17 protein-coding genes and 1 pseudogene are annotated in these 21,524 nt (G+C 66.1%); 11 read left to right on the top strand and 7 right to left on the bottom strand.

From position 1 onward, the window contains the following. The first annotated feature begins 133 nt into the window (after positions 1-133). The 5 genes from ABIB35_RS01875 to putP all read left to right on the top strand — a co-directional run bounded on the left by ABIB35_RS01875 (position 134) and on the right by putP (position 6,697). Complete coding sequence (locus tag ABIB35_RS01875; RefSeq protein ID WP_354178418.1) at positions 134-1,624, top strand: CoA-acylating methylmalonate-semialdehyde dehydrogenase; 1,491 nt, start codon at positions 134-136, stop codon at positions 1,622-1,624. A gap of 20 nt (positions 1,625-1,644) precedes the next feature. Further along, entirely contained in the window at positions 1,645-3,018 is a 1,374-nt protein-coding gene (locus ABIB35_RS01870) for an aspartate aminotransferase family protein (protein WP_354178416.1), read from the top strand. Positions 3,019-3,143: 125 nt separating this feature from the next. Then, positions 3,144-3,527, top strand: a complete 384-nt coding sequence (locus ABIB35_RS01865; protein WP_354178414.1) for a cupin domain-containing protein — start codon at positions 3,144-3,146, stop codon at positions 3,525-3,527. A 44-nt stretch (positions 3,528-3,571) separates the two neighbouring features. Further along, positions 3,572-5,065, top strand: a complete 1,494-nt coding sequence (locus ABIB35_RS01860) for a gamma-aminobutyraldehyde dehydrogenase (RefSeq protein WP_354178412.1) — start codon at positions 3,572-3,574, stop codon at positions 5,063-5,065. A gap of 120 nt (positions 5,066-5,185) precedes the next feature. After that, entirely contained in the window at positions 5,186-6,697 is a 1,512-nt protein-coding gene (putP, locus tag ABIB35_RS01855) for a sodium/proline symporter PutP (RefSeq protein ID WP_354178411.1), read from the top strand. Positions 6,698-6,745: 48 nt separating this feature from the next. On the opposite strand, the gene ABIB35_RS01850 is transcribed toward putP, so the two are convergent. Continuing rightward, positions 6,746-7,708 carry an L-lactate dehydrogenase gene (locus ABIB35_RS01850; RefSeq protein WP_354178409.1) on the bottom strand — a complete coding sequence of 321 codons (963 nt, stop codon included), beginning with the start codon at positions 7,706-7,708 and terminating at the stop codon, positions 6,746-6,748. A 218-nt stretch (positions 7,709-7,926) separates the two neighbouring features. On the opposite strand from ABIB35_RS01850, the gene ABIB35_RS01845 reads away from it, so the two are divergent. Next, positions 7,927-8,364, top strand: a complete 438-nt coding sequence (locus tag ABIB35_RS01845; protein WP_354178408.1) for a hypothetical protein — start codon at positions 7,927-7,929, stop codon at positions 8,362-8,364. After that, entirely contained in the window at positions 8,361-9,080 is a 720-nt protein-coding gene (locus ABIB35_RS01840; RefSeq protein WP_354178406.1) for a hypothetical protein, read from the top strand. Before ABIB35_RS01845 ends, ABIB35_RS01840 begins: the two co-directional genes overlap by 4 nt. 73 nt (positions 9,081-9,153) lie before the next feature. On the opposite strand, the gene ABIB35_RS01835 is transcribed toward ABIB35_RS01840, so the two are convergent. From ABIB35_RS01835 to ABIB35_RS01810, 6 genes are all read right to left on the bottom strand, one after another. Beyond that, positions 9,154-9,909, bottom strand: a complete 756-nt coding sequence (locus ABIB35_RS01835) for a GntR family transcriptional regulator (protein ID WP_354178405.1) — start codon at positions 9,907-9,909, stop codon at positions 9,154-9,156. Beyond that, on the bottom strand, positions 9,899-11,554 hold the full coding sequence (locus tag ABIB35_RS01830) for a dipeptide ABC transporter ATP-binding protein (protein ID WP_354178403.1): 1,656 nt from the start codon (positions 11,552-11,554) through the stop codon (positions 9,899-9,901). The genes ABIB35_RS01835 and ABIB35_RS01830 overlap by 11 nt, the downstream gene beginning before the upstream one ends. Continuing rightward, on the bottom strand, positions 11,538-13,286 hold the full coding sequence (locus ABIB35_RS01825) for a gamma-glutamyltransferase family protein (RefSeq protein WP_502915712.1): 1,749 nt from the start codon (positions 13,284-13,286) through the stop codon (positions 11,538-11,540). Before ABIB35_RS01825 ends, ABIB35_RS01830 begins: the two co-directional genes overlap by 17 nt. Before the next feature lie 63 nt (positions 13,287-13,349). Further along, positions 13,350-14,252 carry an ABC transporter permease gene (locus tag ABIB35_RS01820; RefSeq protein WP_354178399.1) on the bottom strand — a complete coding sequence of 301 codons (903 nt, stop codon included), beginning with the start codon at positions 14,250-14,252 and terminating at the stop codon, positions 13,350-13,352. Then, a complete protein-coding gene (locus ABIB35_RS01815; RefSeq protein ID WP_354178397.1) occupies positions 14,252-15,205 on the bottom strand; it encodes an ABC transporter permease in 954 nt (317 codons plus the stop codon). Before ABIB35_RS01815 ends, ABIB35_RS01820 begins: the two co-directional genes overlap by 1 nt. A gap of 2 nt (positions 15,206-15,207) precedes the next feature. After that, on the bottom strand, positions 15,208-16,875 hold the full coding sequence (locus tag ABIB35_RS01810) for an ABC transporter substrate-binding protein (RefSeq protein ID WP_354178396.1): 1,668 nt from the start codon (positions 16,873-16,875) through the stop codon (positions 15,208-15,210). Positions 16,876-16,997: 122 nt separating this feature from the next. On the opposite strand from ABIB35_RS01810, the gene ABIB35_RS01805 reads away from it, so the two are divergent. From ABIB35_RS01805 to ABIB35_RS01790, 4 genes and pseudogenes are all read left to right on the top strand, one after another. Beyond that, positions 16,998-17,714, top strand: a complete 717-nt coding sequence (locus tag ABIB35_RS01805; RefSeq protein ID WP_354178395.1) for a YoaK family protein — start codon at positions 16,998-17,000, stop codon at positions 17,712-17,714. A gap of 42 nt (positions 17,715-17,756) precedes the next feature. Then, on the top strand, positions 17,757-18,311 hold the full coding sequence (locus ABIB35_RS01800; RefSeq protein WP_354178394.1) for a GNAT family N-acetyltransferase: 555 nt from the start codon (positions 17,757-17,759) through the stop codon (positions 18,309-18,311). Between the two features lie 203 nt (positions 18,312-18,514). Beyond that, a pseudogene (locus tag ABIB35_RS01795) lies at positions 18,515-20,247 on the top strand (L-lactate permease). A gap of 58 nt (positions 20,248-20,305) precedes the next feature. Beyond that, positions 20,306-21,322 (top strand): alpha/beta hydrolase, encoded by a 1,017-nt coding sequence (locus tag ABIB35_RS01790; RefSeq protein WP_354178393.1) that lies wholly within the window; start codon positions 20,306-20,308, stop codon positions 21,320-21,322. The last annotated feature ends 202 nt before the right edge of the window (positions 21,323-21,524 follow it).

Here is a 21,524-nt window from a genome sequence, read left to right as displayed (position 1 = left end):
TCTAGGCGCAGCGGGACCACGAACCTTACGAATCGTAAAGATATCTCCATATTTCTTGACAGATTGTCTCTGGTTCACGTGCTGCCATCCGGACCAGGATGGAGCCACGTACCTAACCACCACAGGAGCATTTGTGCAGATTACCCAGCACTGGATCAACGGCGCTTTCACCCTGGCGGCCGACACCCGCCTTGCCGACGTTACTAACCCGGCCACCGGCAAGGTCACTTCCCAGGTGGCCTTGGCCTCCGTGGAGACCGTGAACGACGCCGTTGCCGCCGCCACCGCCGCGTTCCCGGCTTGGCGGGACACTTCGCTGGCCCGCCGCGCACAGATCCTCTTCGCTTTCCGGGAACTGCTCAACGCCCGTAAGCCCGAGCTGGCCGCCATCATCACCTCCGAACACGGCAAGGTGCTCGACGACGCGCTCGGCGAAATCAGCCGCGGCCAGGAGGTCGTGGAATTCGCCTGCGGCATCCCGCACCTGCTCAAGGGCGGCTACACCGAGAACGCCTCCACCAAGGTGGACGTGCATTCCATCCGTCAGCCCGTGGGCCCGGCCGCTATTATCAGCCCGTTCAATTTCCCGGCCATGGTGCCCATGTGGTTCTTCCCGGTGGCCATTGCCGCCGGCAACACCGTAATTCTCAAGCCCAGCGAAAAGGACCCCACGGCTGCCAACTGGATGGCTGAGCTGTGGAAGGAAGCCGGCCTGCCGGACGGCGTCTTCAACGTGGTCCACGGCGATAAGGAAGCCGTGGACACCCTGCTGCACCACCCGGACATCAAGTCCGTCTCCTTTGTGGGCTCCACCCCGATTGCGCAGTACGTTTACCGCGAAGGCACTGCCGGCGGCAAGCGCGTCCAGGCCCTGGGCGGCGCCAAGAACCACATGATTGTTCTGCCCGACGCCAACCTGGACCTGGCAGCCGACGCCGCCGTCAACGCCGGCTTCGGTTCCGCCGGCGAGCGCTGCATGGCCATCTCCGCCCTCGTCGCCGTCGGACCCATTGCCGACGAACTGGTAGCCAAGATCGCCGAACGCACGCGCACCCTGCGCATTGGCGACGGCCTGCGCGGCACTGACATGGGACCCCTGGTCACCGCTGCCCACCGCGATAAGGTGGCAGGCTACATCGACGCCGGCGTTGCCGACGGCGCCACAGTGGTCCTGGACGGCCGCATCGTGGAAGCCGACGCCGAAGGTGAAGGCTTCTTCCTGGGCCCCACCCTCTTCGACAACGTCACCCCGGAGATGTCCATCTACACCGATGAAATTTTTGGCCCGGTTCTCTCCGTGGTCCGCACCGATTCCTACGACGAGGCCCTGGCGCTGATCAACGCCAACCAGTACGGCAACGGCACCGCCATCTTCACGAACGACGGCGGCGCCGCCCGGCGCTTCGAGAACGAGGTTCAGGTTGGTATGGTCGGCATCAACGTACCGATCCCCGTTCCCATGGCGTACTACTCCTTCGGTGGCTGGAAGAACTCGCTCTTCGGCGATTCCCACGCCCACGGCACTGAAGGCGTGCATTTCTTCACCCGCGGCAAGGTTGTCACCACCCGCTGGCTCGACCCGAGCCACGGCGGCCTGAACCTCGGATTCCCGCAGAACGCGTAGGTCAGAAGGAGTATCCGAACATGAGCACCACAACCGAATCTGCAGTCACGGAAGAGGAGCTGGCCGCCGGACGCCGGGCCTTTGAGCTGGACCGCAAGCACGTCTTCCATTCCTGGTCCGCTCAGAAGCAGATCAAGCCAATGACGGTCACCAAGGCCGAGGGCTCCTACGTCTGGGACGGTGAGGGCAACCGGCTGCTGGACTTCTCCTCGCAGCTGGTCAACACGAACATCGGCCACCAGCACCCCAAGGTGGTTGCGGCCATCCAGGAGCAGGCCGGCAAGCTCTGCACCGTCGCACCGCAGCACGTCAATGACGCCCGTTCCGAAGCAGCCCGCCTGGTCTCGGAGCTCACCCCGGGAAACCTGGACACGGTGTTCTTCACCAACGGCGGCGCCGACGCGGTTGAACATGCCATCCGCATGGCCCGCCTGCACACCGGCCGCTACAAGGTGCTCTCCGCCTACCGCTCCTACCACGGCGGCACCGCGCTGGCGGTCAACGTCACCGGGGACCCGCGCCGGCTCCCCAACGACTACGGCAATGCCGGGACCGTGCACTTCCACGCGCCCTTCCTGTACCGCACGCAGTTCCACTCCACCACCGAGGAAGAGGAATGCCAGCGGGCCCTGGAGAACCTGGAGCAGCTGATCCTGCTCGAAGGTCCCGGCGCATTCGCCGCCCTGGTCCTGGAATCCATCCCCGGCACCGCCGGGATCATGATTCCTCCGGCCGGGTACCTTGCCGGCGTCCGTGAACTGACCCGCAAATACGGGATCATGTTCATCGCTGATGAGGTCATGGCCGGATTCGGGCGCTCGGGCAAGTGGTTCGCGATCGAGCACGCCGCGGGTGTGGAACCCGACCTGATCACCTTCGCCAAGGGCGTCAACTCGGGTTATGTGCCGCTGGGCGGCGTGGCGATCTCCGACGAGATCGCCGCAACGTTCGCCCACACCCCCTTCCCGGGCGGACTGACGTACTCCGGGCACCCGCTCGCCTGTGCCGCCGCAGTGGCGACCATCGGGGCAATGCGAGAGGAAGGCATGGTCGAAAACGCCGCCCGCCTGGGCGAGACTGTTTTCGGTCCGGGCCTGGCTGACCTGGCGGAGAAGCACCAGAGCGTGGGCGAGGTCCGCGGTACCGGTGCGTTCTGGGCCGTCGAACTGGTCAAGAACCGGGAAACGCGGGAACCGCTGGCAGCTTACGGCGGCTCCAGCCCGGAAATGAACACCTTGATTGCGGCCTGCAAGGAGCGGGGGCTGCTGCCTTTTGCCAACTTCAACCGCCTCCACGTGGTGCCGCCGCTGAACATCAGTGATGAAGAGGCCCGTACCGGCCTGGGCATCCTTGATGAGGTGCTGACGATCGCGGACGGTTACGTCACGGACTAGCGTCCCCGAACGAGCGGGACTCCGGATTGTCTCCGGAGTTCCGCTCCTTAAGCGCCCGTTCCTGCGCCGCCGCGGCCTACCCCGGCTCCGACTCACCCATCACTCCACGCCAAAGGATCTCCGCCATGACCGGCATTGACGCCCTCGAAACCCTCCTGCCCGCCGGCGTCGCGCTGGACGCCGCCGCCCTGGTGATCGGGATGGAGCCCGTCCCGGCGGACGCCGTCGCCGCAGGAGGCCCGGCCACCGGAATCCATGAACTGGGCAGTTTAGGCGGCGTGGACCTAGGGGTCTGGGAAATGTCCGAAGGCGGCATGTACGACACCGAGGCGGACGAGGTTTTTCTGGTGCTCTCCGGGGAAGCCACGGTTCAGTTCCTCGCCGCAGACGGCTCGGTCACGTCAACAGCAACCCTCGGACCCCACTCGCTGATGCGGCTGGCCGCGGGCTCCCGCACGCGCTGGACCGTTTCCCGGACCCTCCGCAAGCTCTACCTCGCACCCGCCTAACGCACTTTCCTTTGCAGTCTTTCCCACCCATCACGGAGCACTACATGCAGCAGTTCACCGACTGCCACCAGTTCATCAACGGCGCCTACCGCAGCGGCGGCGCAGAGGAAGCCAAGCGGATCAACCCGGCCACCGGGGAGATCGCGGAGACCCTGCGATATGCGGACGCCGGAGATGTCCGGGACGCGGTGGCAGCGGCCAAAAACGCGTTCCCTGGCTGGTCCCGGCGTACTCCGGCGGCGCGTGCCGAGGCGCTGCTGCGCCTGGCCGCCGAGCTGGACGCCCGCGCCGGTGTGCTCGCCGCACTGGAAACCGCCCAGACCGGCAAATCGATCCGGCTGTCCACCGAATTCGATGTCCCGGGCACCGTGGATAACGTCTCCTTCTTTGCCGGCGCCGCCCGGCAGCTGCACGGCCTGGCCGCGGGAGAATACGGTGCCGGCGGTACCTCAATGGTCCGGCGCGAGCCGATCGGTGTCATTGGCTCCATCGCCCCCTGGAACTACCCGCTGCAGATGGCCGGATGGAAGATCCTCCCGGCCATTGCCGCCGGCAACACCATAGTGCTCAAGCCCAGCGAGCTGACCCCTGGCACCTCGCTGCTCTTCGCCGAGGCTGCCGCCGCCGCCGGCGTTCCCGACGGCGTCATCAATGTGGTCACCGGGAGCGGGCAGGTCGCCGGGGAGCTCCTGGTGACCCATCCGGACGTGGCCATGACCTCCTTCACCGGATCCACCGCCGTCGGCCGCCGAATCATGGCCATGGCGGCCCGCACCGCCAAGCGGATCCACCTGGAGCTCGGCGGCAAGGCGCCGTTTGTGGTGTTCGACGACGCCGACCTCGAGGCAGCAGCGCACGGCGCCGTTGCCGGTTCCATCATTAACGGGGGCCAGGACTGCACCGCGGCTACCCGCGCCTACGTCCAGCGGCCCCTGTACGACGCCTTCACCGCACGCGTGGCGGAGCTGATGGAGTCCGTGGCGGTGGGCGATCCCACCGATCCCGGCACCGATCTGGGTTCGCTGATCAGCCATGCGCACCGCGACAAGGTGGCCGGTTTCGTGGAGCGCGCCCGGGAGGCCGGCGCCACTGTTCGAGCCGGCGGAAGCGCCCCGGGCGGGAACCTGGCCGCGGGTGCCTTCTACCGGCCCACCCTGATCACCGGTGCGGCGCAGGATTCCGAAATTGTCCAGGACGAGATCTTCGGACCGGTGCTCACCGCGCTGCCGTTCGATTCCGACGACGACGGCCTCCGCCTCGCCAACGACACTCCCTACGGCCTGGCTGCCTCCGCGTGGACGCGGGACCTGTCCCGGTCCCTGCGTGCCAGCGAGGAGATCGCCGCAGGCTGCGTCTGGATCAACGACCACATTCCGATCGTGTCCGAGATGCCGCACGGCGGCTTTAAAGCCTCCGGATTCGGCAAGGACATGTCCATGTACTCCTTCGAGGAATACACCAACATCAAGCACGTCATGTTCAGCCGCGACGCCACCGCACACAAGGACTGGCAGGACACCGTGTTCCGGTCCCGCTAAGCGCGGGGGTGCACTGGCGCCCCCGCCACCAATTTCCCGCTCACTGTGACGCTTGGCATACTGGGACGGGCCTTGGGCCCGGACCACGATACGTAACCAGAGTGAACGGCTAACAACACAATGACTGACCAGACGTACAAGCTGATCGCCATGGCGATCTACATGCTCGCCATGTTGGCGATTGGCTGGTGGGCCTACAGACGCACCACCGACCTCGACGACTACATGCTCGCCGGCCGTGATCTGAAGCCCGGGGTGGCTGCCCTGAGCGCAGGAGCATCGGACATGTCCGGCTGGCTGCTGATGGGCCTGCCGGGCGCCATCTACGTGTCCGGCCTGGTGGAGGGCTGGATCGCCGTCGGCCTCACCGCTGGTGCGTGGCTGAACTGGAAGTTCGTGGCTCCGCGGCTGCGTTCCTACACACAGGTCTCCAACAACTCGATCACCGTGCCCAGCTTCCTGGAGAACCGACTCAAGGACCGTTCCCGGGTGCTGCGGGTGGTTTCCGGTGTGATTATCCTGGTCTTCTTCACCTTCTACGTCTCTTCCGGCATGGTTGCCGGCGGCGTCTTCTTTGAAAGTTCATTCGGTTCCACCTATCTGACGGGCATGTTGGTCGTTGCCGGCGTGACCATCGCCTACACGCTCTTCGGCGGCTTCCTGGCCGCCAGCTACACCGACGTGGTCCAGGGCCTGATGATGCTCACCGCCCTCATCGTCGTCCCGCTGGTGGGTCTGGCCCAAGTGGGCGGTTTCGGCGGCATGACCGATTCGCTGCGCGAGATCAACCCGGACATGCTGGACCCCATCGCCGGCGGCACCGCCGTCGGCATCATTTCCGCCCTGGCCTGGGGCCTGGGCTACTTCGGCCAGCCGCACATCATTGTGCGCTTTATGGCGCTGCGCTCCCCTCAGGACGCGGTAGCCGGCCGCCGGATCGGTGTGGGCTGGATGCTGCTGACGGTGATCGGCGCCCTGATGACCGCGCTGATTGGCGCTGCCTACTTCCAGCAGAACAACCTCAGGCTCAGCGATCCCGAAGCCGTGTTCCTGGAGCTCTCGCAAATCTTCTTCCATCCGCTGGTGGCCGGCTTTGTCCTCGCCGCAGTCCTGGCCGCGATCATGAGCACCATTTCTTCACAGCTGATTGTGACGTCCTCGGCCCTGGTGGAGGACCTCTACAAAATTGTGCTCAAGCGCGAAGCATCCCCGCGTTCCATGGTGATGCTGGGACGGCTGGCCGTTCTGGCGGTCTCCGTGATCTCGATCCTGATCGCTCTGGACCGCAACGCAAGCATCCTGGATCTGGTCGGCTTTGCCTGGGCGGGCTTCGGCGCGGCCTTTGGTCCCACCATCCTGCTGGCCCTCTTCTGGCGTAAGCTCACCACCGCCGGAGCTCTGACCGGCATGATCGCCGGCGCAGCCACTGCCTTCCTGTGGGGCACCTTCGAAATGCCCGGGGTCCTGGGCGACGTGTATGAAATTATCCCGGGCTTCCTCATCAACCTGGCGCTGACGATCCTGGTCAGCCGGCTGACGTTCAAGCCTTCAGCCGAGATCGACGCCGAATTCGACGACGCCGTGCGTATCGCCAAGGGCGGCGCCGAACAGGTAGCTTCCGTCCCGGCCTAACACCGCGGAAGCACGCCTCCCTGCACGCCATGCGGACACCCTCACCAGCTAGACCCCCAGTGTGGTGAGGGTGTTCCGCAGGGTGTCCGCCGAGTTCTGCAGCTGCCGGGTTTCCTTATCATCCAGCGGCATCGCCAGCATTTCGTAGACACCGTTGGTGCCCACGATTGAGGGCAGTGACAGTGCCACACCCTCGATGCCGTATGCTCCGTGCATCATGGCCGAGACCGGCAGCACCGCGTTCTCCGCCTGAAGAATGGCCTCCACGATGCGGATACCGGCCAGGCCAATGGCATAGTTGGTGGCTCCTTTGCCTTCAATCACCTTGTACGCGGCGGTCACCACCTCCTGAGTCACGGTATCCAGGTATTCCTGGGTGAACACCTGCCGGCCGCTGATCTTCCAGTCCCGAATCGGCACCGGTCCAATGGAAGCGCTGGACCAGACCGGAAACTCCGAATCGCCGTGCTCTCCGATGATGGTGGCATGCACACTGGTCATCAGCACGTGCGCTTCACGGGCCAGCAGCAGCCTCAGCCGGGACGTGTCCAGCACCGTTCCTGAGGAGAAGACCCGGTTCCACGGCAGGCCCGATGCTTTCTGTGCGGCCACGGTCAGGACGTCGCAGGGATTGGTGACGATCACGTACACGGCGTCGGGTGCCTGCTCCATCAGCTGCATCATGAGGTTTTGAATGATGTTCACATTCACTCCGGCCAGCTCCAGCCGCGACTGTCCCGGCTTTTGCCGTGCCCCGGCCGTAATGACAATGACGTCCGATCCCGCCAGCGCCTCTATGCGACCGCCGCCGGTCACCGTGTTTGCGCCGGTGAACTGCGTGCCGTGGGCCAGATCCAGCCCCTCAGCTTCGGCCTTGGTGGCGTCAATGTCATAGATGGCTATTTCCCGGGCTGCATCTCTGATAATCGCGGCGTAGGCGAGGGAGGTTCCCACGCTTCCCGCGCCGACGATCCCCAGTTTCGTGATGGGTCTGGTGATGATGTTGGCCATGGCAGAGCCTCGCTCACATAGGATGGATCCCCTTTCAGCCAATGGTAGGCGCGGGGCGTAACGCTGTGAACGGCGGCGCCGGTCCCGGCGCCTGCGGCCCGGAACTCCACCGCTTCATCCGCGGCTTCATCCGCGGCTGGGCCCGTCGTGGAGCGCTGCGCAAAAATACTTGTCACCAGGGGGTAGACAACATCCCCCGGGCCGCTCACACTCGGAGCATGAACAGTCATCCCGGGGATGACATCCCCGAAACCCGGTGGGACAGGGTCCTCTCCCACCGGCCGCCCGAAGAACGGGCCGGAGTTGCCGCGCGTTTTGAAGCGGCAGGCTTACCCGCGGAGCAGGTTCGAACCGTTCTGGCCGACGGCGGCGACCGGCTGTACGCCGCCGCCGTGGCCGGGTCCCCCGGTTGGGCAGAACCGTTTGGCGGCACCCTCGCCGCGGCGCTGCTCGCCGGTGAGGTAGGTGCCCTTGCGGCTCAGCTGGGCCGCCGGGCCTCGGGTATCAGATCACTTGCTGCGGCGGACCTGCTCGAGGACTTCAGTGCAGTCACCGTCGCCGAAGAGCTGGGTGTATCCCGGCAGAAAATCTATGACATCGCCCGGGGCGGCCTGCGGGGCCCGCACCTGGACACGGTTCCCTGGAGGTCTCCGTGAAACAGATCAACGAGCGCGTCCAGCTCCCTGACGCCACCACTCATTTCCTGGTCCATCCACTGGATCTGGAATCCGCCCGCCGCCCCTTCCTGTGGTCCTGGGTGCTGGGCATCATCGGTTCACCCCAGGTTTTTGCGGCCGTCGCCGCCCTGACCTGGGTCTTGTCCAACAACTTTGTGGTCCCGTTCATCTCGGCCGGCGCAACCCTGCTCTTTGCCAACCTTGCCTCTGCCTGGTTCCGCCGCGAGGCCTGGTCCAACATTCCGGGCAAGCGCCGTGACACGGACCGGCAGCTGAAGGGACTGAGCCTGCTGGCCGCCGTCCTTCAGGCGCTGGCGCTGGCGGCCGCTGTGATGATGCTGATCCTGTGGTTCGCCAACCACGCCGTGTCCCCCGAGGTGGTGGCCTTCGCCACCGGTACCGTGACCGCTTTGACCCTGGTGATGGCCATTGACGTGGTGGTGACGGCGGTCCGGACCCGCAGCGGAACAGCGGCCATGGCGCCCGCCGTGAACCTGCTAGCGGTGGCCGCGGTGTCCTGGTGGGGCTTCCTGATCATCGCCGGACGGACCGGACCGCTGAACGTGTCCACGTTCATTGCCGGAGCCGTGGTGCTCCTGGTGGTGTGGGGCCTGTGGCTGGCCTGGTCGCTGTGGCAGCGCCGGCGGATCGGCGGGGGCGGGGCTGGAGGAAGCAAGGCGGCACCGGCCGTCTAACCCAGTCTCCCCTTCCCACCCCCGTCGAACTGGCAGAAGGTGCTGCTCTGAGCGCTCAGAGCAGCACCTTCTGCTAGTTCGGCGGGAGGGAAGGGGGCGGCGGGAGGGAAGGGGGCGGCGGGAGGGAAGGGGTGAACCGGCTCAGGTAACCGGCGCGTGACTGCTCCACGTGGGAGCACATCAGTTGCTGGGCGCGCTCCGGATCCCCGGAGTCGACGGCGGTCATGAGTACCCGGTGTTCGCTCCAGGAATCCTTGCCGCGGTTATCAACGTCCGCGGCGTAGAGCCATTCGATCTTGCCTGCAAGCTGGCGCAGCAGTGCCGTGAGCGAGCGGCTGTCCGCCAGCTCGGCCACCGCCAAATGGAACCGTACGTTCAGTTCCGGCAGCTTTTCCAGGCTGCCCTCCGCCACAGCGGTGTCCCCGGCAGCCAGGATGTCGGCGATCCTGCCGCGCGCTGCCCACCACGCGTCGTCGGGCGTTCCTGCGGCGAGCTGCCGTCCGGCGCGTTCGGCGGCCCGGCGGGCAGCGGCCGTCTCCACCACGGTCCGCACGGCGAAGAGATCATCCGCCTCGTCCACCGGAATGTTGGAGACTGTGGAGCCGGCGTACGGACGGGATTCCACGAACCCTTCCGCTTCCAAGGTGCGCAGCGCCTCCCGGACCGGCACCCGCGAAATGCCATATTTCCGGGCCAGCGCGGCCTCGGTAATGCGGGCACCGGGAGCCAGCCCACCGAAGATAATGTCACGCCGGATTTCGTCTTCGATGCGCTCTTTGGGGACGGCAGCTGGCCCGGAAAGCCCGGCGTCCGCCGATTCAGCGGGCAAATGCCGCTCCCGGGATCGCGCTCAGCAGCTCCGAGGTGTACTCCTGCTGCGGGGCCAGGAAAACCTGGTCCGCTGTGCCGCTCTCAATGACTTCTCCGGACTTCATAACTACTACATTATGTGCAATCTGCCGGACCACCGCGAGGTCATGGGTGATGAACAGATAGGTCAGCCCCAACCTGTCCTGCAGATCGGCCAGCAGTGACAGAATCTGGTCCTGCACCAGCACATCCAGCGCGGAGACCGCTTCATCACATATCAGCAGCTCCGGCTCGGGCGCCAGGGCACGTGCAATGGCCACGCGCTGGCGCTGGCCGCCGGACAGTTCATTCGGCCGACGCTGGGCGACGCTGCGCGGCAGCGCCACCTGGTCCAGCAGCTCCGCCACCCGGTTGCGTCGGCTGGCGCGGTCACCGATGCCGAAGATGCGCAGCGGTTCGTCGATCAGCCGCTCAATGCTGAAGGTTGGATCCAGAGATCCGTAGGGGTCCTGGAACACCGGCTGCACCATCCGGCGCAGGCGGCGCCGTTCCGGTCCGCGGCTGGCGGAGATGGCCTGCCCGCCCACCAGTGCCTCGCCGCTGCTGGGCGTTTCCAGTCCCAGCAGGATGCGGGCCACAGTGGTTTTGCCGGAACCGGATTCGCCGACGACGGCGGTGGTGGTTCCCTTCGCGACGCTGAAGGAGACGTCATTCAGTGCCCGCACCACCTGCCCCCGCTGGCCCCGGAGCGTGAACTCCTTCACCAGGTGCCGAACCTGCACCACCTGGTCCGAAGCATGGCCTTCCGGTGCCTCCGCGGCTGACGATTCCTCGGGCGAGAGCGCCGCGGAGACCGACGGTGCTGCCGCCACCAGCGCTTTGGTGTAGTCCTGCTGCGGATCCAGGAGGATCTGCCCCGGGGTTCCTTCCTCCACAATCCTGCCGTCCGCCATCACGATGATCCGGTCGGTACGGTCCGCCGCCAGCCCAAGGTCGTGCGTAATGAACAGCAGGGTGGTGCCGCGCGCTTCCACCAGCTTCTGGAGGTGGTTCAGGATCTGCCGCTGCACCGTCACGTCCAGCGCGGAGGTGGGTTCATCGGCGATCAGCAGCTCCGGGTCACCGGCCAGGGCAATGGCAATGAGCACGCGCTGGCGCATGCCGCCGGAAAACTCGTGCGGATACTGGCCGTAGCGGCGTTCCGCGTCGGGAATGCCGGCCTCGGCCATGAGTTCCACTGCGCGGCGTTTGACCCCCTCGCGGTTATTCTCCGTGACACCTGGCCTGCCGTTGCTGACCAGGGCGTCGGCAATCTGCGCCCCCACCTTCATGGCGGGATTGAGGTTGGACATGGGGTCCTGGGGTACCAGTCCGATCTGCCGGCCGCGGATGCCGCGCATTCGGGCCTCGGGGGCGGCAGCCAGGTCCTCGCCGTCGAGGTCAATGGACCCGCCGGTGATTCTTCCGCTGCCGGGCAGCAGCCGCAGGACCGCCGCAACGGTGGTGGACTTCCCGGAGCCGGACTGGCCCACGATCGCCACGCGCTCGCCCCTGCGCAGATTAAGGCTGATGCCGTGCAGCACTGCTGTGCCGCCGAAACTGACTTCCAGGTCCCGGACGGCGAGCAGCGTGTCCGGATCAGTGGTGTTAGCGTCCTGCTGCATATCCCTGAGCTCCTCTCGGGTTGGCGGCTGCCTTGAGCAGCCCGGTGGCCGGATCGCTGATCACACAGGATAGGCGGCCCAGGGCCCAGTCCCCGGCCCGGGTAAGAACATGGCCGCGGGCTTCGAGGCCTTCAATAACGGCGTCGCCCAGCCGGTCTTCCACAACGGCTCCGCCGGGTGTCCAGGTCCGGGGATAGAACGACCCGGGAATGGAGGTGGTGTGCAGGGCGGGGGCGTCTACGGCCTGCTGCGGCGAATATCCGCCCACCAGTGTGCGCAGCAGATACAGCAGCTGCCATTGGTCCTGCTGGTCGCCGCCGGGCGAGCCCAGGGCCGTGACCGGCTGCCCGTCCTTGAGCACCAGAGTGGGCGTCAGCGTGGTCCGGGGCCGCTTGCCCGCGGCCAGGGTGGACGGCGCGCCCGCTTCCAGCCAGGTCATCTGCAGCCGCGAGCCCAGGCAGAAGCCCAGCTCCGGAATGGTGGGCGAGGACTGCAGCCAGCCGCCGGACGGCGTGGCGGAAACCATGTTCCCCCACTGGTCCACCACATCAACATGGCAAGTGTCGCCGCGGGTCTCCCCCGTGGGCATGACGGTAGGCTCCCCCACGCCGGCGAAGGCCTGCTGCCCGCCCAGCGCCGGCGCGAAGTACTCGGTGCGAAGCGGCGGAAGAAACGGCGTGTGGCCGGGCACGGTTCCGGGACGGAACTCGTGCGAGGCCTTCTCGGTGATCAGCGCGCGGCGGGAGGCGGCGTACTCCTCGCTGAGCAGGTAGTCCATCGGAACATGGGCGTCGCCGTAATAGGCCTCACGGTCGGCGATAGCCAGTTTTTGCGCCTCCAGGATGGTGTGTGCGCCCAGCTCGGTGGAGGGGTCCAGATACTCGTCCGCGTAGCCGGCCAGGATCGCCAGTGTCTGCAGCAGCGCCGGTCCCTGTCCCCAGGGTCCGGTCTTGGCGATGGTGTGGCCGCGGAATTCGTAAGTCAGGGCCGGCTCGTAGGCGGCGCTGCCGGATGCAAAGTCCGCCATGGTCATGACGCCGGCGTGGTCTGCGCCGGAGGAGTGGCGGTGCGGGGCGGACAGGAAGTCCACCGCGGCACGCGCCACGAAGCCTTCGCGCCATTCGCGCCGGGCGGCGTCGATCCGCTCTTCACGGCTCCCCGCGGATTCCCCCGCTGCCGCGAGCCGGTCCAGAACCCCCGCGTAGGCCTCGTTCCGAATGACATCCCCGTCCGCCGGAATCTGTCCTTCGGGCATCCACAGCGCGGCCGAGGTGGGCCAGTGCTCGGCGAAGAGGTCCGCCACGGAGGCGATGGTGCTGCCCACCCGGCCCACCACCGGGTGGCCGTTGCGCGCGTAGCTGACGGCGAACGCCAGCACATCACCGAGTTCCCACGTGCCGTGGTCCCGCAGCAGCATCAGCCAGGCGTCGACGGCGGCCGGAACGGCTGCGGCCAGGGCGCCGGCTCCGGGCACCAGTTCCAGGCCCTCGGAAAGGTAGTGTTCCGGCGTCGCGCCCGCCGGAGCGGCGCCCTGGCCCATGAGGACCACTGGTTCGGACGGGTTCTCCGCGGTCACGAAAACCGCGGTCATGTCCCCGCCGGGGCCATTGAGGTGCGGTTCCACCACGTGCAGGACAAAGGCGGCGGCCACAGCCGCGTCAAAGGCGTTGCCGCCACGCTCGAGCACTGCCTGGGAGGAGGCGGTGGCCAGCCAATGGGTGGACGCACTCATGCCGAACGTGCCCTGGAGGGTGGGGCGGGTGGTAAAGGAATCGGGTGCTGTGTAGGTCACGGGTCACTTTCGGCTGGAGTTGGTGGGGTCCAGGGCGTCACGCAGGGCGTCCCCAAAGAGGTTGAAGGACAAGCAGATTGCCGCGATGGCCAGGCCCGGGAAGATTGCCGCGGTCGGTGAGCGGAAGATGTACTGCTGAGCATCCGAGAGCATGATGCCCAGGCTTGGGGTGGGCGGCTGGATGCCCAGGCCCAGGAAGGACAGCAGCGCCTCGCCGATCACGGCCACCGGCATAATCACTGTCGCCTGCACAATCACGGCCGAGGCGGCGTTGGGCAGCACGTGACTGAAGATGATCCGTAGCCCGGAGGCGTCCATGGTCTTGGCGCCGAGCACAAAATCGCTCTCCTTGATGCGCAGGGTCTCCCCGCGGACCACACGAATCATGGTGGGCACCTGGGCAATGCCCAGCGCGACGGCGGCATTGGTGAGGCTGGGACCGCTGATGGCAGCCAGTGCCACGGCAATGATCAGGAAGGGAAAGGCCAGGGTCACATCGGTGATCCGGGAGATGATGCCGTCGAGCCAGCGCCAGTAGCCGGCCAGCAGGCCCAGCGGGGTGCCGATCACCACGGCCAGCGCCACGGACAGGGCACCGACCTTGAGCGAGGCCTGGATTCCGAAGAGCAGCCGGGAAAAGATGTCACGGCCCAGGTCGTCGGTGCCCAGCAGGAACCCTACTGTGCCGGGCTTCTGGAACGGTGTCTCGAAGTGCACCTGGGTGGGGCTGTAGGGGGCCAGGACCGGGGCCAGGAGTCCGGCCAGGACGACGAGCGCCAGCAGGATCCCGCCGGTCAGTCCCAGCGGGTTGTGCAGCAGGGATCCCAGGATCCTGCCACGGCCGGATCCCAGCCCCTGGTCCGTTCCGGGCGGGGTGGGGGAAAGAACGGTCTCGGTAACAGCCATTAGTTGCTTCCTCCGACTCGGATGCGCGGATTGATCAGGGAGTACAGGATGTCCACGGCCAGGTTGATCACAATGTAAGAGACGGTGATGATCAGGACCACGGCCTGGATGACCGGATAGTCGCGGGTGAAGACGGCGTCCAGCGTGAGCTTACCGAAACCGGGCAGGGCGAAGATCCGTTCGGTCACCACGGCGCCGGAGATCAGCCCGCCAAGCTGCAGGCCCACAATCGTGACCACCACAATCAGGGAGTTGCGCAGTCCATAACGCATCAGGACCCGGCCCCGCCCCAGGCCCTTGGCGCGGGCGGTGCGGACGTAGTCGGTGTTCATGGTCTCGATCATGGAGGCCCTGGTCTGGCGCATGATGACGGCGGCCAGTCCGGTGCCCAGGATCAGTGCCGGCAGCGTCAGGTAGTAGATCCCGCGCAGCGGATCCTCGGTAACGTCCACGTAGCCCGAAGCCGGAAACCAGCCCAGCGTCACGGACAGGTAGAGGATGGCCAGGATGCCCAGCCAGAAGTTCGGAACGGACAGGCCAATCAGGGCAAACCCGTTGGCCGCCCATTCCGGCCACCGGCCGCGGAAGCGTTCAGCGATGACGCCAAAGAGGATGCCCACAATCACGGCCACGGCAATGGCGTAGGCGGACAGCCACAGGGTGACCGGCAGCGTGGTGGCAATCAGGTCCGTGACGGCTGTCCCGGTCCGGGTGGAGGTGCCGAAGTCGCCCCGGAACATGTTGCCGATGAACTTCAGGTACTGGGTGATCACGGATTCGTTGAGTCCCAGCTGCTCCCGGACGGCTTCCACCTGCTCGGGGGTGGCTTCTTCCCCGGCCATCGCCAGCGCCGGATCGCCGGGAAGCTGGCGGACGCCGAAGAAGATCACCAGGGAGGCCAGGAGAAGTGTGAGCGCGGACTGCCACAGGCGGGTGCCAAGATAGCGGAGCATGTTCAGCCTTCCTTTTCCACGAACGCCGCAGTGCCAAGCCGGACCACGCCGTCGGGATACGTCGCCACACCGGCAATATCTTTGCTGTACCCGGTCAGGCTGCGCACCCGGTACAGATAAAGGATGGGGTTGTCTATGTGAACCTGCTCCACCACTTTTCCGTAAAGCGCGGCCCGGGTGTCCGGATCGGTGGACTGCGAGGCTTCGGTGAGCAGCCGGTCCACCTCGGGATTGGAATACCCGGAGTAGTTGTTTCCGCCGCCGGTCTTCAGGAAGTTGGACATGTTGCCGTGCGGATCGATCCGGCCCGACCAGCCCAGCTGAAGGGCTTCAAAATCACCGCGGGTCTGTACATCCAGCAGGGTGGAATACTCCACCGGGCGGATGGTCAGGTCAAAGCCCCCCTCGGAGACGGCAGCCTGCAGCGCCTGTGCATAGCGCAGCGTGTCCGGGGAATTGGTGACCTGCATGGTGATGGGAAACGGCACCGGTGCCCCGGTGGATTCCAGCAGGGCGCGCGCCGCCTCCGGGTCAAAGTCCACGCAGTCTTCACTCAGCGCTGAGGTGTACGGACTGCTCGGAGACACCGGCGAGCAGGCCGGTTCGTACCAGCTGTTGAACACCGTGTTCACCAGGGCTTCGCGGTCTACGGACATGGACAGCGCCCGGCGGATGTCCGCCTGCTGGGCCAGCGGCGTGCCGACGTCCCCGGGCGGCTCTCCGGTGCCGTCCACGTTACCGAGATTGACCGTCATTGCCTGGTAGCCCAGCGAACCGATCTGCAGGATGCCCAGGCCTTGCTCCTGGATCAGCGCATCCACGTCCTGGGGCGAAATGGTGTCCGCTACCTGCACATCGCCGGAGCGCAGGTTGGCCGCGCGGATGTTGGCGTCCGTCATGATGCGGTAGGTGATGGTGTCCAGATGGACGGCGCCGGCGTCGTAATACAGCGGGTCCCGTTCCACCGAAATGGATGTCTGGGGAACCCGCTCCTTGAACTTGAAGGGGCCCACACAGACCGGATGGTCGCCAAAGGCGTTCCCGGCCTGTTCCAGGGCGGTGGGTGAGAGCATCATCCCGGCACGGTCTGCCAGGGCCGCCGTCAGCGGTGCGAAGGGAGTTTCGTAGCTGATTTCCAGCAGGAACTCATCCGCGGCATCAATGCTGCTGATCGGACCCAGCTCGCCCTTTCGGGTGGAGCCCTCCAGGCTGAGGTGCCGTTCCAAAGTTGTCTTCGCGGCCTCGGCGTTGAAGGGGCTTCCGTCTGCAAAGACAGCATCCGTGCGCAGCGGGATGCGCACGGTCAGTCCGTCGGCGGAGATTTCCGGAAGCTCGGTTGCCAACTGCGGCGCCAGCTGGCCTTCCGCGTCAATGTCATAGAGCTTCTGGCACATGGTCTGCATGACATAGCGCGTGTAAAGCGAGGACGAGGTGGTGGGGTCCAGGCGGTCGGGCTCAGCGGAGAGGGCCATGACCAGGTCCCCGCCTTCAATGACCGTTTTCCCGTCCAGCTCCGCGGCAGGAACATCCTGGCGCTCCGGAGCGGGTTCGAGGGCCTGGATCGGGGCGCAGGAGGTCAGCAGCAGCAGTGCGGCACAGCCGGCGGCAGCTGCCGTCATTGCCGGCAGACCCCGGCCCGGCGGTCGATGTACGGTACGAAAAGATGCCATGGGGATCCTTGAATCTCTTGGGTCCGGCTTTTGAATACAATCGAAGCTACACCTATAAGTTCGTATACAGTTGCCTTGATCACACTTTATTAAGCAGAAATTTTTCCAAGGAGTTGCCCAGCGTGAAGCGTTTGAATGCGGTGCCCACCGAGCGGGTCCATCTCTGGCTGATGCTGGCGCTGACCTTCTCCACCGGGGTGGTGGACGCCGTCGGCTATCTGGGTTTGGACCGGGTGTTCACCGGCAACATGACGGGAAACGTCGTACTTCTGGGCATGGCCTTTGCCGGCGGTGCGGACCTGCCGATCCTGCGGCCCGCGCTGGCTTTGGTGTTTTTCATGCTCGGCGCAGCCCTGGCGGGACGAATGCTGCGCAAGGGTCCGGAAGGCTGGTCCTGGCGGACCTCCACTGCCCTGACCCTCGTTGCCGCCGGGCTCAGCGCACTTGCAGTTTTTGTTGCGGTGGCGGATGTCCAGGGCAATGAACACCTGGGCAGCTTCACAACGTCCACCATGGCTGCGGTCATGGGCGTGCAGGCGGCAACGGCGAAGCGGCTGAAGGTTGCCGAAATCACCACAGTGGTGGTCACCTCCACCATCACCGGGCTGGCATCCGATTCAAAGTTGGCCGGCGGCAGCAGCCAATACTGGCAGCGGCGGGCATTGGCCGTGGCGCTGATCCTGCTCGGCGCGCTTGCGGGTGCGGCGGCCCTGAAGGTCGACCTGTGGCTGGGCCTGGCGCTGTCGGCCGTCATTTCCATCGCCGTGGCCGCGCTGGGCTATGTGCGCCACCACCGCGAGCGCCGTACCGACGCCGATACGGAACCTGCGGCGTCGTAGGGCCGGTGGTCCCGGTCCGGAACCATGTCCTAAAGTAGGTCCATGCCCACTCAGGATGCTGCCGACTGGAGCCCGGTCCATACCGACCGGCTGATACTGCGGCGACCCGTTGGCGCCGATGAAAATGCCGCCCTGGATCTGCACACCGATCCCCGGACCAATGTGCACCATCCCGCTCCGAGTACGGTCACCCGTGCCTCCTCTGCGCGGATTTTTCATGAGATAGGGCTGCACTGGTACCGCCACGGCTTTGGCGTATGGGCAGTGTCCACCCAGGATGATCCCCAGACCCTGATTGGGTTCACCGGGCTGTCCCACCGGCTGGTGCATGCCCGGCCGGCCCTGAACCTCTACTACCGCTATGTGCCCGAGGCCTGGGGCCGCGGCTATGCCAAGGAGGGCGCCCGCGAGGCCGTCCGGCTGGCAGACAAGCTGCTTCCCGGTTTGCCGGTGGTTGCCTATACCACCCTGGACAACCTCGGTTCGCAGCACACTGCCCTCGCCGCAGGGCTGACCCGCCGCGAGGACCTTGATGTGGACCGCGGCGCGTACCTCGACGTCTATCTGGCCCGAGGCTGGTACACCGACCCCAAGTAACCTCGACGCCCGGTCTCGCCTCGACCCAAGACAGGGGGCCGCCCCGCGGGGGATTCCCCCGCAGTCCGCGCCAAAGCACCCGGGCAGTCTTAGCCTTGGGATGGGGCCTTCACTGTGTCTTTCGCTCAGCCTGCGTACCGGAGGCGCCGCCCTGGCCGTGTTTTTCCGTTGGCGCCGCCGTCCGGCGCGACCCGGAGGTTTCCATGGACAGCTATACCCCCGCCACCGACGCAGTAGCCAACAGCCTCACCTGGTCCGCACTGCTGGCACTGGTTCCCCTACTCGTTTTTTCCTCCTGCTGGCCTTCGCCAAAACCAAGGCCTACGTTGCCGGCGCCTGGGCCCTGCTGGCGGCACTGGTGATTGCCGTCCTGGGCTTCAAAATGCCACTCGGCCTCGCTCTGCTCTCCGGCACCCAGGGCGCGGCGTTCGGCTTGTTTCCGGTGGTCTGGATCATCATCATGGCTGTCTGGCTGTATCAGGTCACCGTCCTGAGCGGCCGGTTCGAGGACCTGCGCCGCGTGTTCGACGCCGTGGGCGGCGGCGATCTGCGTGTCCAGGCCATCCTCGTGGCCTTCTGCTTCGGCGGGCTCCTGGAGGCGCTGGCTGGTTTTGGCGCCCCTGTGGCGATTACCGTCACCATGCTGCTGGCTTTGGGCATAGCGCCCATCCGCGCCGCTGCCGCCGTTCTGGTGGCCAACACCGCCCCCGTGGCTTTTGGTGCGCTGGCCATTCCCATTACGACGGCGGCGAACCTCACCAACTATCCGGGCGAAGAGATTGCTGCCGTGGTGGGACGTCAGACCCCGCTGCTGGCGTTCTTCATTCCGCTGGTGCTGCTGTTCATCCTGGACGGGCGCAAAGGGCTGCGGGACTGCTGGCCGGTGGCGCTGGTAACCGGCGTCGTCTTCTCCATAGTGCAGTTCCTGTGCTCCAACTACTTTTCCTATGAACTCACGGACATCGTCGCCTCCCTGATGGCTATGGTGGCCGCCGTGGGGTTCCTGCGGATCTGGCATCCGCGCAACGGAGAAGAGGCCGACGCGCGGATGGCCAGCGAGCTGGCCGCGGCCCGTGCCTCAGGCTGGACCCCCTCCGGAGATTCCGCGGACGTGGGCACGGCCGCCAGCGACACCTCAGCGGACCGGCTCACTCCGGGCCGGGCCTGGATGGCACTCTTTCCGTACGTGCTGGTGATCGTGATCTTCGGCATCGTAAACCTGTGGACCTGGGGCATTAACATTCCCGAGGCGCTGGAGAAGACCGTCATCGAGATTCCCTGGCCGGTGCTGCATGAGAGACTGCTGGACGCCAACGGGCAGCACCAGTCTTCCACGGTTTACAGTTTCGAGTGGCTGATCAGCCCGGGCACTCTGCTGCTTATCAGCGGATTAATTGAGGCGGTGGTCTATTCCAGGTTCAACGACGGCGGCCGGTATCCGCTGAGCATCAGCAACGCTGTGAAGGAAATTGGCCGCACGGCGGTCCGGCTTCGGTCTGCGGCACTGACCATCCTTGCAGTGCTGGCCCTGGCCTATGTCATGAATTTCTCCGGTCAGACCATCTCGATTGGCACCTGGCTGGCCGGCACCGGCGCGTTCTTTGCCTTCCTCTCCCCCGTGCTGGGCTGGATCGGCACCGCCGTGACCGGTTCCGACACTTCCGCCAACGCCCTCTTCGCCAAACTGCAGCAGACCGCCGGCATTCAGGCCGGCATCGATCCGCAGCTGATGGTCGCCGCGAACACCGGCGGCGGTGTGATGGGCAAGCTGATCAGCCCGCAGAACCTGGCGATCGGAGCCGCCGCCGTCAACATGAGCGGGCAGGAGTCAGTGCTCTTCCGAAAGGTGCTGGGCTGGAGTGTGGGACTGCTGCTGGCCCTGTGCTGCATCGTGTTCCTGCAGTCCACACCGGTGCTGGAGTGGATGCTGCCCTAGCCCCTCCCTCCGCCGTCCCGCCCCTCCATCAGCAACAGCTCCGCATCTAGGTGGGTGCATGCACCGTCTCCCCCGCGTCGCGGCAGCCGCAGCCGCCGCAGCTGCCGCCGTCGTCGTCGTTGCCGCCTGTTCTCGCCTCAGTCCCTGGCCTTCAGCGCTGCTGATCCGCGCCGTGTTCCACCGCGGCGCCCGGCAGCTGGCCACCGTCATGGCGCTGCATGTGCCTGCCGGCGGAGTGGCCCAGCACCGGGGTCTGCAGTTTCCGGCCGGAAGCCTGGATCTCTTTGTGCCCACGGAGGCGCCCGCTCCGGCACCTCTGGTGGTGTGGATCCACGGAGGGGCCTGGCTTTCGGGCAGCCGGTACGACGTCGAACCCTACCTGCGCATCCTGGCCGCCTCCGGGTATGCGGCCGCCGGCGTGAGCTACACCCGTTCCCCGCGGGCCGTCTATCCGCAGGCCCTTCAGGATGTGGCAGCCGCGCTGGCTTTCCTGCAGAAGGAGTCCGCGGACTTTGGCGCCGATCCCCGCCGGATCATCCTGGCCGGGGATTCCGCCGGCGCCCAGCTGGCGGCCCAGCTGGCGGTGCTCAGCACCAGCCCGGAGTATGCCCGGCGGACCGGCCTGCCGTCTCCGCTGAGCCGTCACGATCTCCGCGGCGTCATCCTGCACTGCGGGATCTACGACGTCGCGGCTCTGGCCTCGCTGCAGGGAATCCTTGGCTGGGGTTTCAAAACCGCGCTGTGGGCCTACTCCGGGAAACGGAAGTGGTCCCGTACAGCGGCCGGCCGGGACATCTCGGTGCTCAGCGACGTCACGGGCGACTTTCCGCCGGCATTCATTAGCGGCGGCAACGGAGACAATCTGACCGCCACCCAGTCCATTCCGCTGGCGGTGCGGCTCACACAGCTGCACACGGACGTCCGCACGCGGTTCTGGCCGCAGAACCACTACCCGCCCCTGCCGCATGAATATCAGTTCCATTTGAACCGTTCAGAAGCGCGGCAGACCCTGACGGAAACTCTGGCCTTCCTGCAGGCAGTGTGTCCCCTTGACGCAGCACCGAAAACCACCTGAGCCAAATCCGCTTCCTCCGCTTCCTCCGCTTCTCCCGCTTCCCCCGCCGAGTGTCGCCTTCACGCCGGAAAGCTCCGCCGAGTGTCGCCTTCACGCCGGAAAGCGCGCGGCAGAGTCATATGGTCAGTGCAACGCTCTGAAACTACAGGAGCGATGCGATGCCCAGCGGCTACCCCTTTACCCAGGACTTCAAGGACCAGTA

It is taken from the genome of Arthrobacter sp. UYP6 (genome assembly GCF_040547315.1).
Lineage (GTDB): Bacteria > Actinomycetota > Actinomycetes > Actinomycetales > Micrococcaceae > Arthrobacter_B.
This window is presented reverse-complemented; position numbering and strand designations above follow the sequence as displayed.

Excerpts from the sequence above, each read along its gene's own strand:
- ABIB35_RS01870 (WP_354178416.1), top strand. The coding sequence starts at position 1,645 with ATGAGCACCACAACCGAATCTGCAGTCACGGAAGAGGAGCTGGCCGCC.
- ABIB35_RS01800 (WP_354178394.1), top strand. The coding sequence starts at position 17,757 with ATGCCCACTCAGGATGCTGCCGACTGGAGCCCGGTCCATACCGACCGG.
- ABIB35_RS01815 (WP_354178397.1), bottom strand. The coding sequence starts at position 15,205 with ATGCTCCGCTATCTTGGCACCCGCCTGTGGCAGTCCGCGCTCACACTT.
- ABIB35_RS01825 (WP_502915712.1), bottom strand. The coding sequence starts at position 13,286 with ATGAGTGCGTCCACCCATTGGCTGGCCACCGCCTCCTCCCAGGCAGTG.
- putP (WP_354178411.1), top strand. The coding sequence starts at position 5,186 with ATGACTGACCAGACGTACAAGCTGATCGCCATGGCGATCTACATGCTC.
- ABIB35_RS01850 (WP_354178409.1), bottom strand. The coding sequence starts at position 7,708 with ATGGCCAACATCATCACCAGACCCATCACGAAACTGGGGATCGTCGGC.
- ABIB35_RS01845 (WP_354178408.1), top strand. The coding sequence starts at position 7,927 with ATGAACAGTCATCCCGGGGATGACATCCCCGAAACCCGGTGGGACAGG.
- ABIB35_RS01820 (WP_354178399.1), bottom strand. The coding sequence starts at position 14,252 with ATGGCTGTTACCGAGACCGTTCTTTCCCCCACCCCGCCCGGAACGGAC.
- ABIB35_RS01790 (WP_354178393.1), top strand. The coding sequence starts at position 20,306 with ATGCACCGTCTCCCCCGCGTCGCGGCAGCCGCAGCCGCCGCAGCTGCC.
- ABIB35_RS01810 (WP_354178396.1), bottom strand. The coding sequence starts at position 16,875 with ATGGCATCTTTTCGTACCGTACATCGACCGCCGGGCCGGGGTCTGCCG.
- ABIB35_RS01860 (WP_354178412.1), top strand. The coding sequence starts at position 3,572 with ATGCAGCAGTTCACCGACTGCCACCAGTTCATCAACGGCGCCTACCGC.
- ABIB35_RS01865 (WP_354178414.1), top strand. The coding sequence starts at position 3,144 with ATGACCGGCATTGACGCCCTCGAAACCCTCCTGCCCGCCGGCGTCGCG.
- ABIB35_RS01830 (WP_354178403.1), bottom strand. The coding sequence starts at position 11,554 with ATGCAGCAGGACGCTAACACCACTGATCCGGACACGCTGCTCGCCGTC.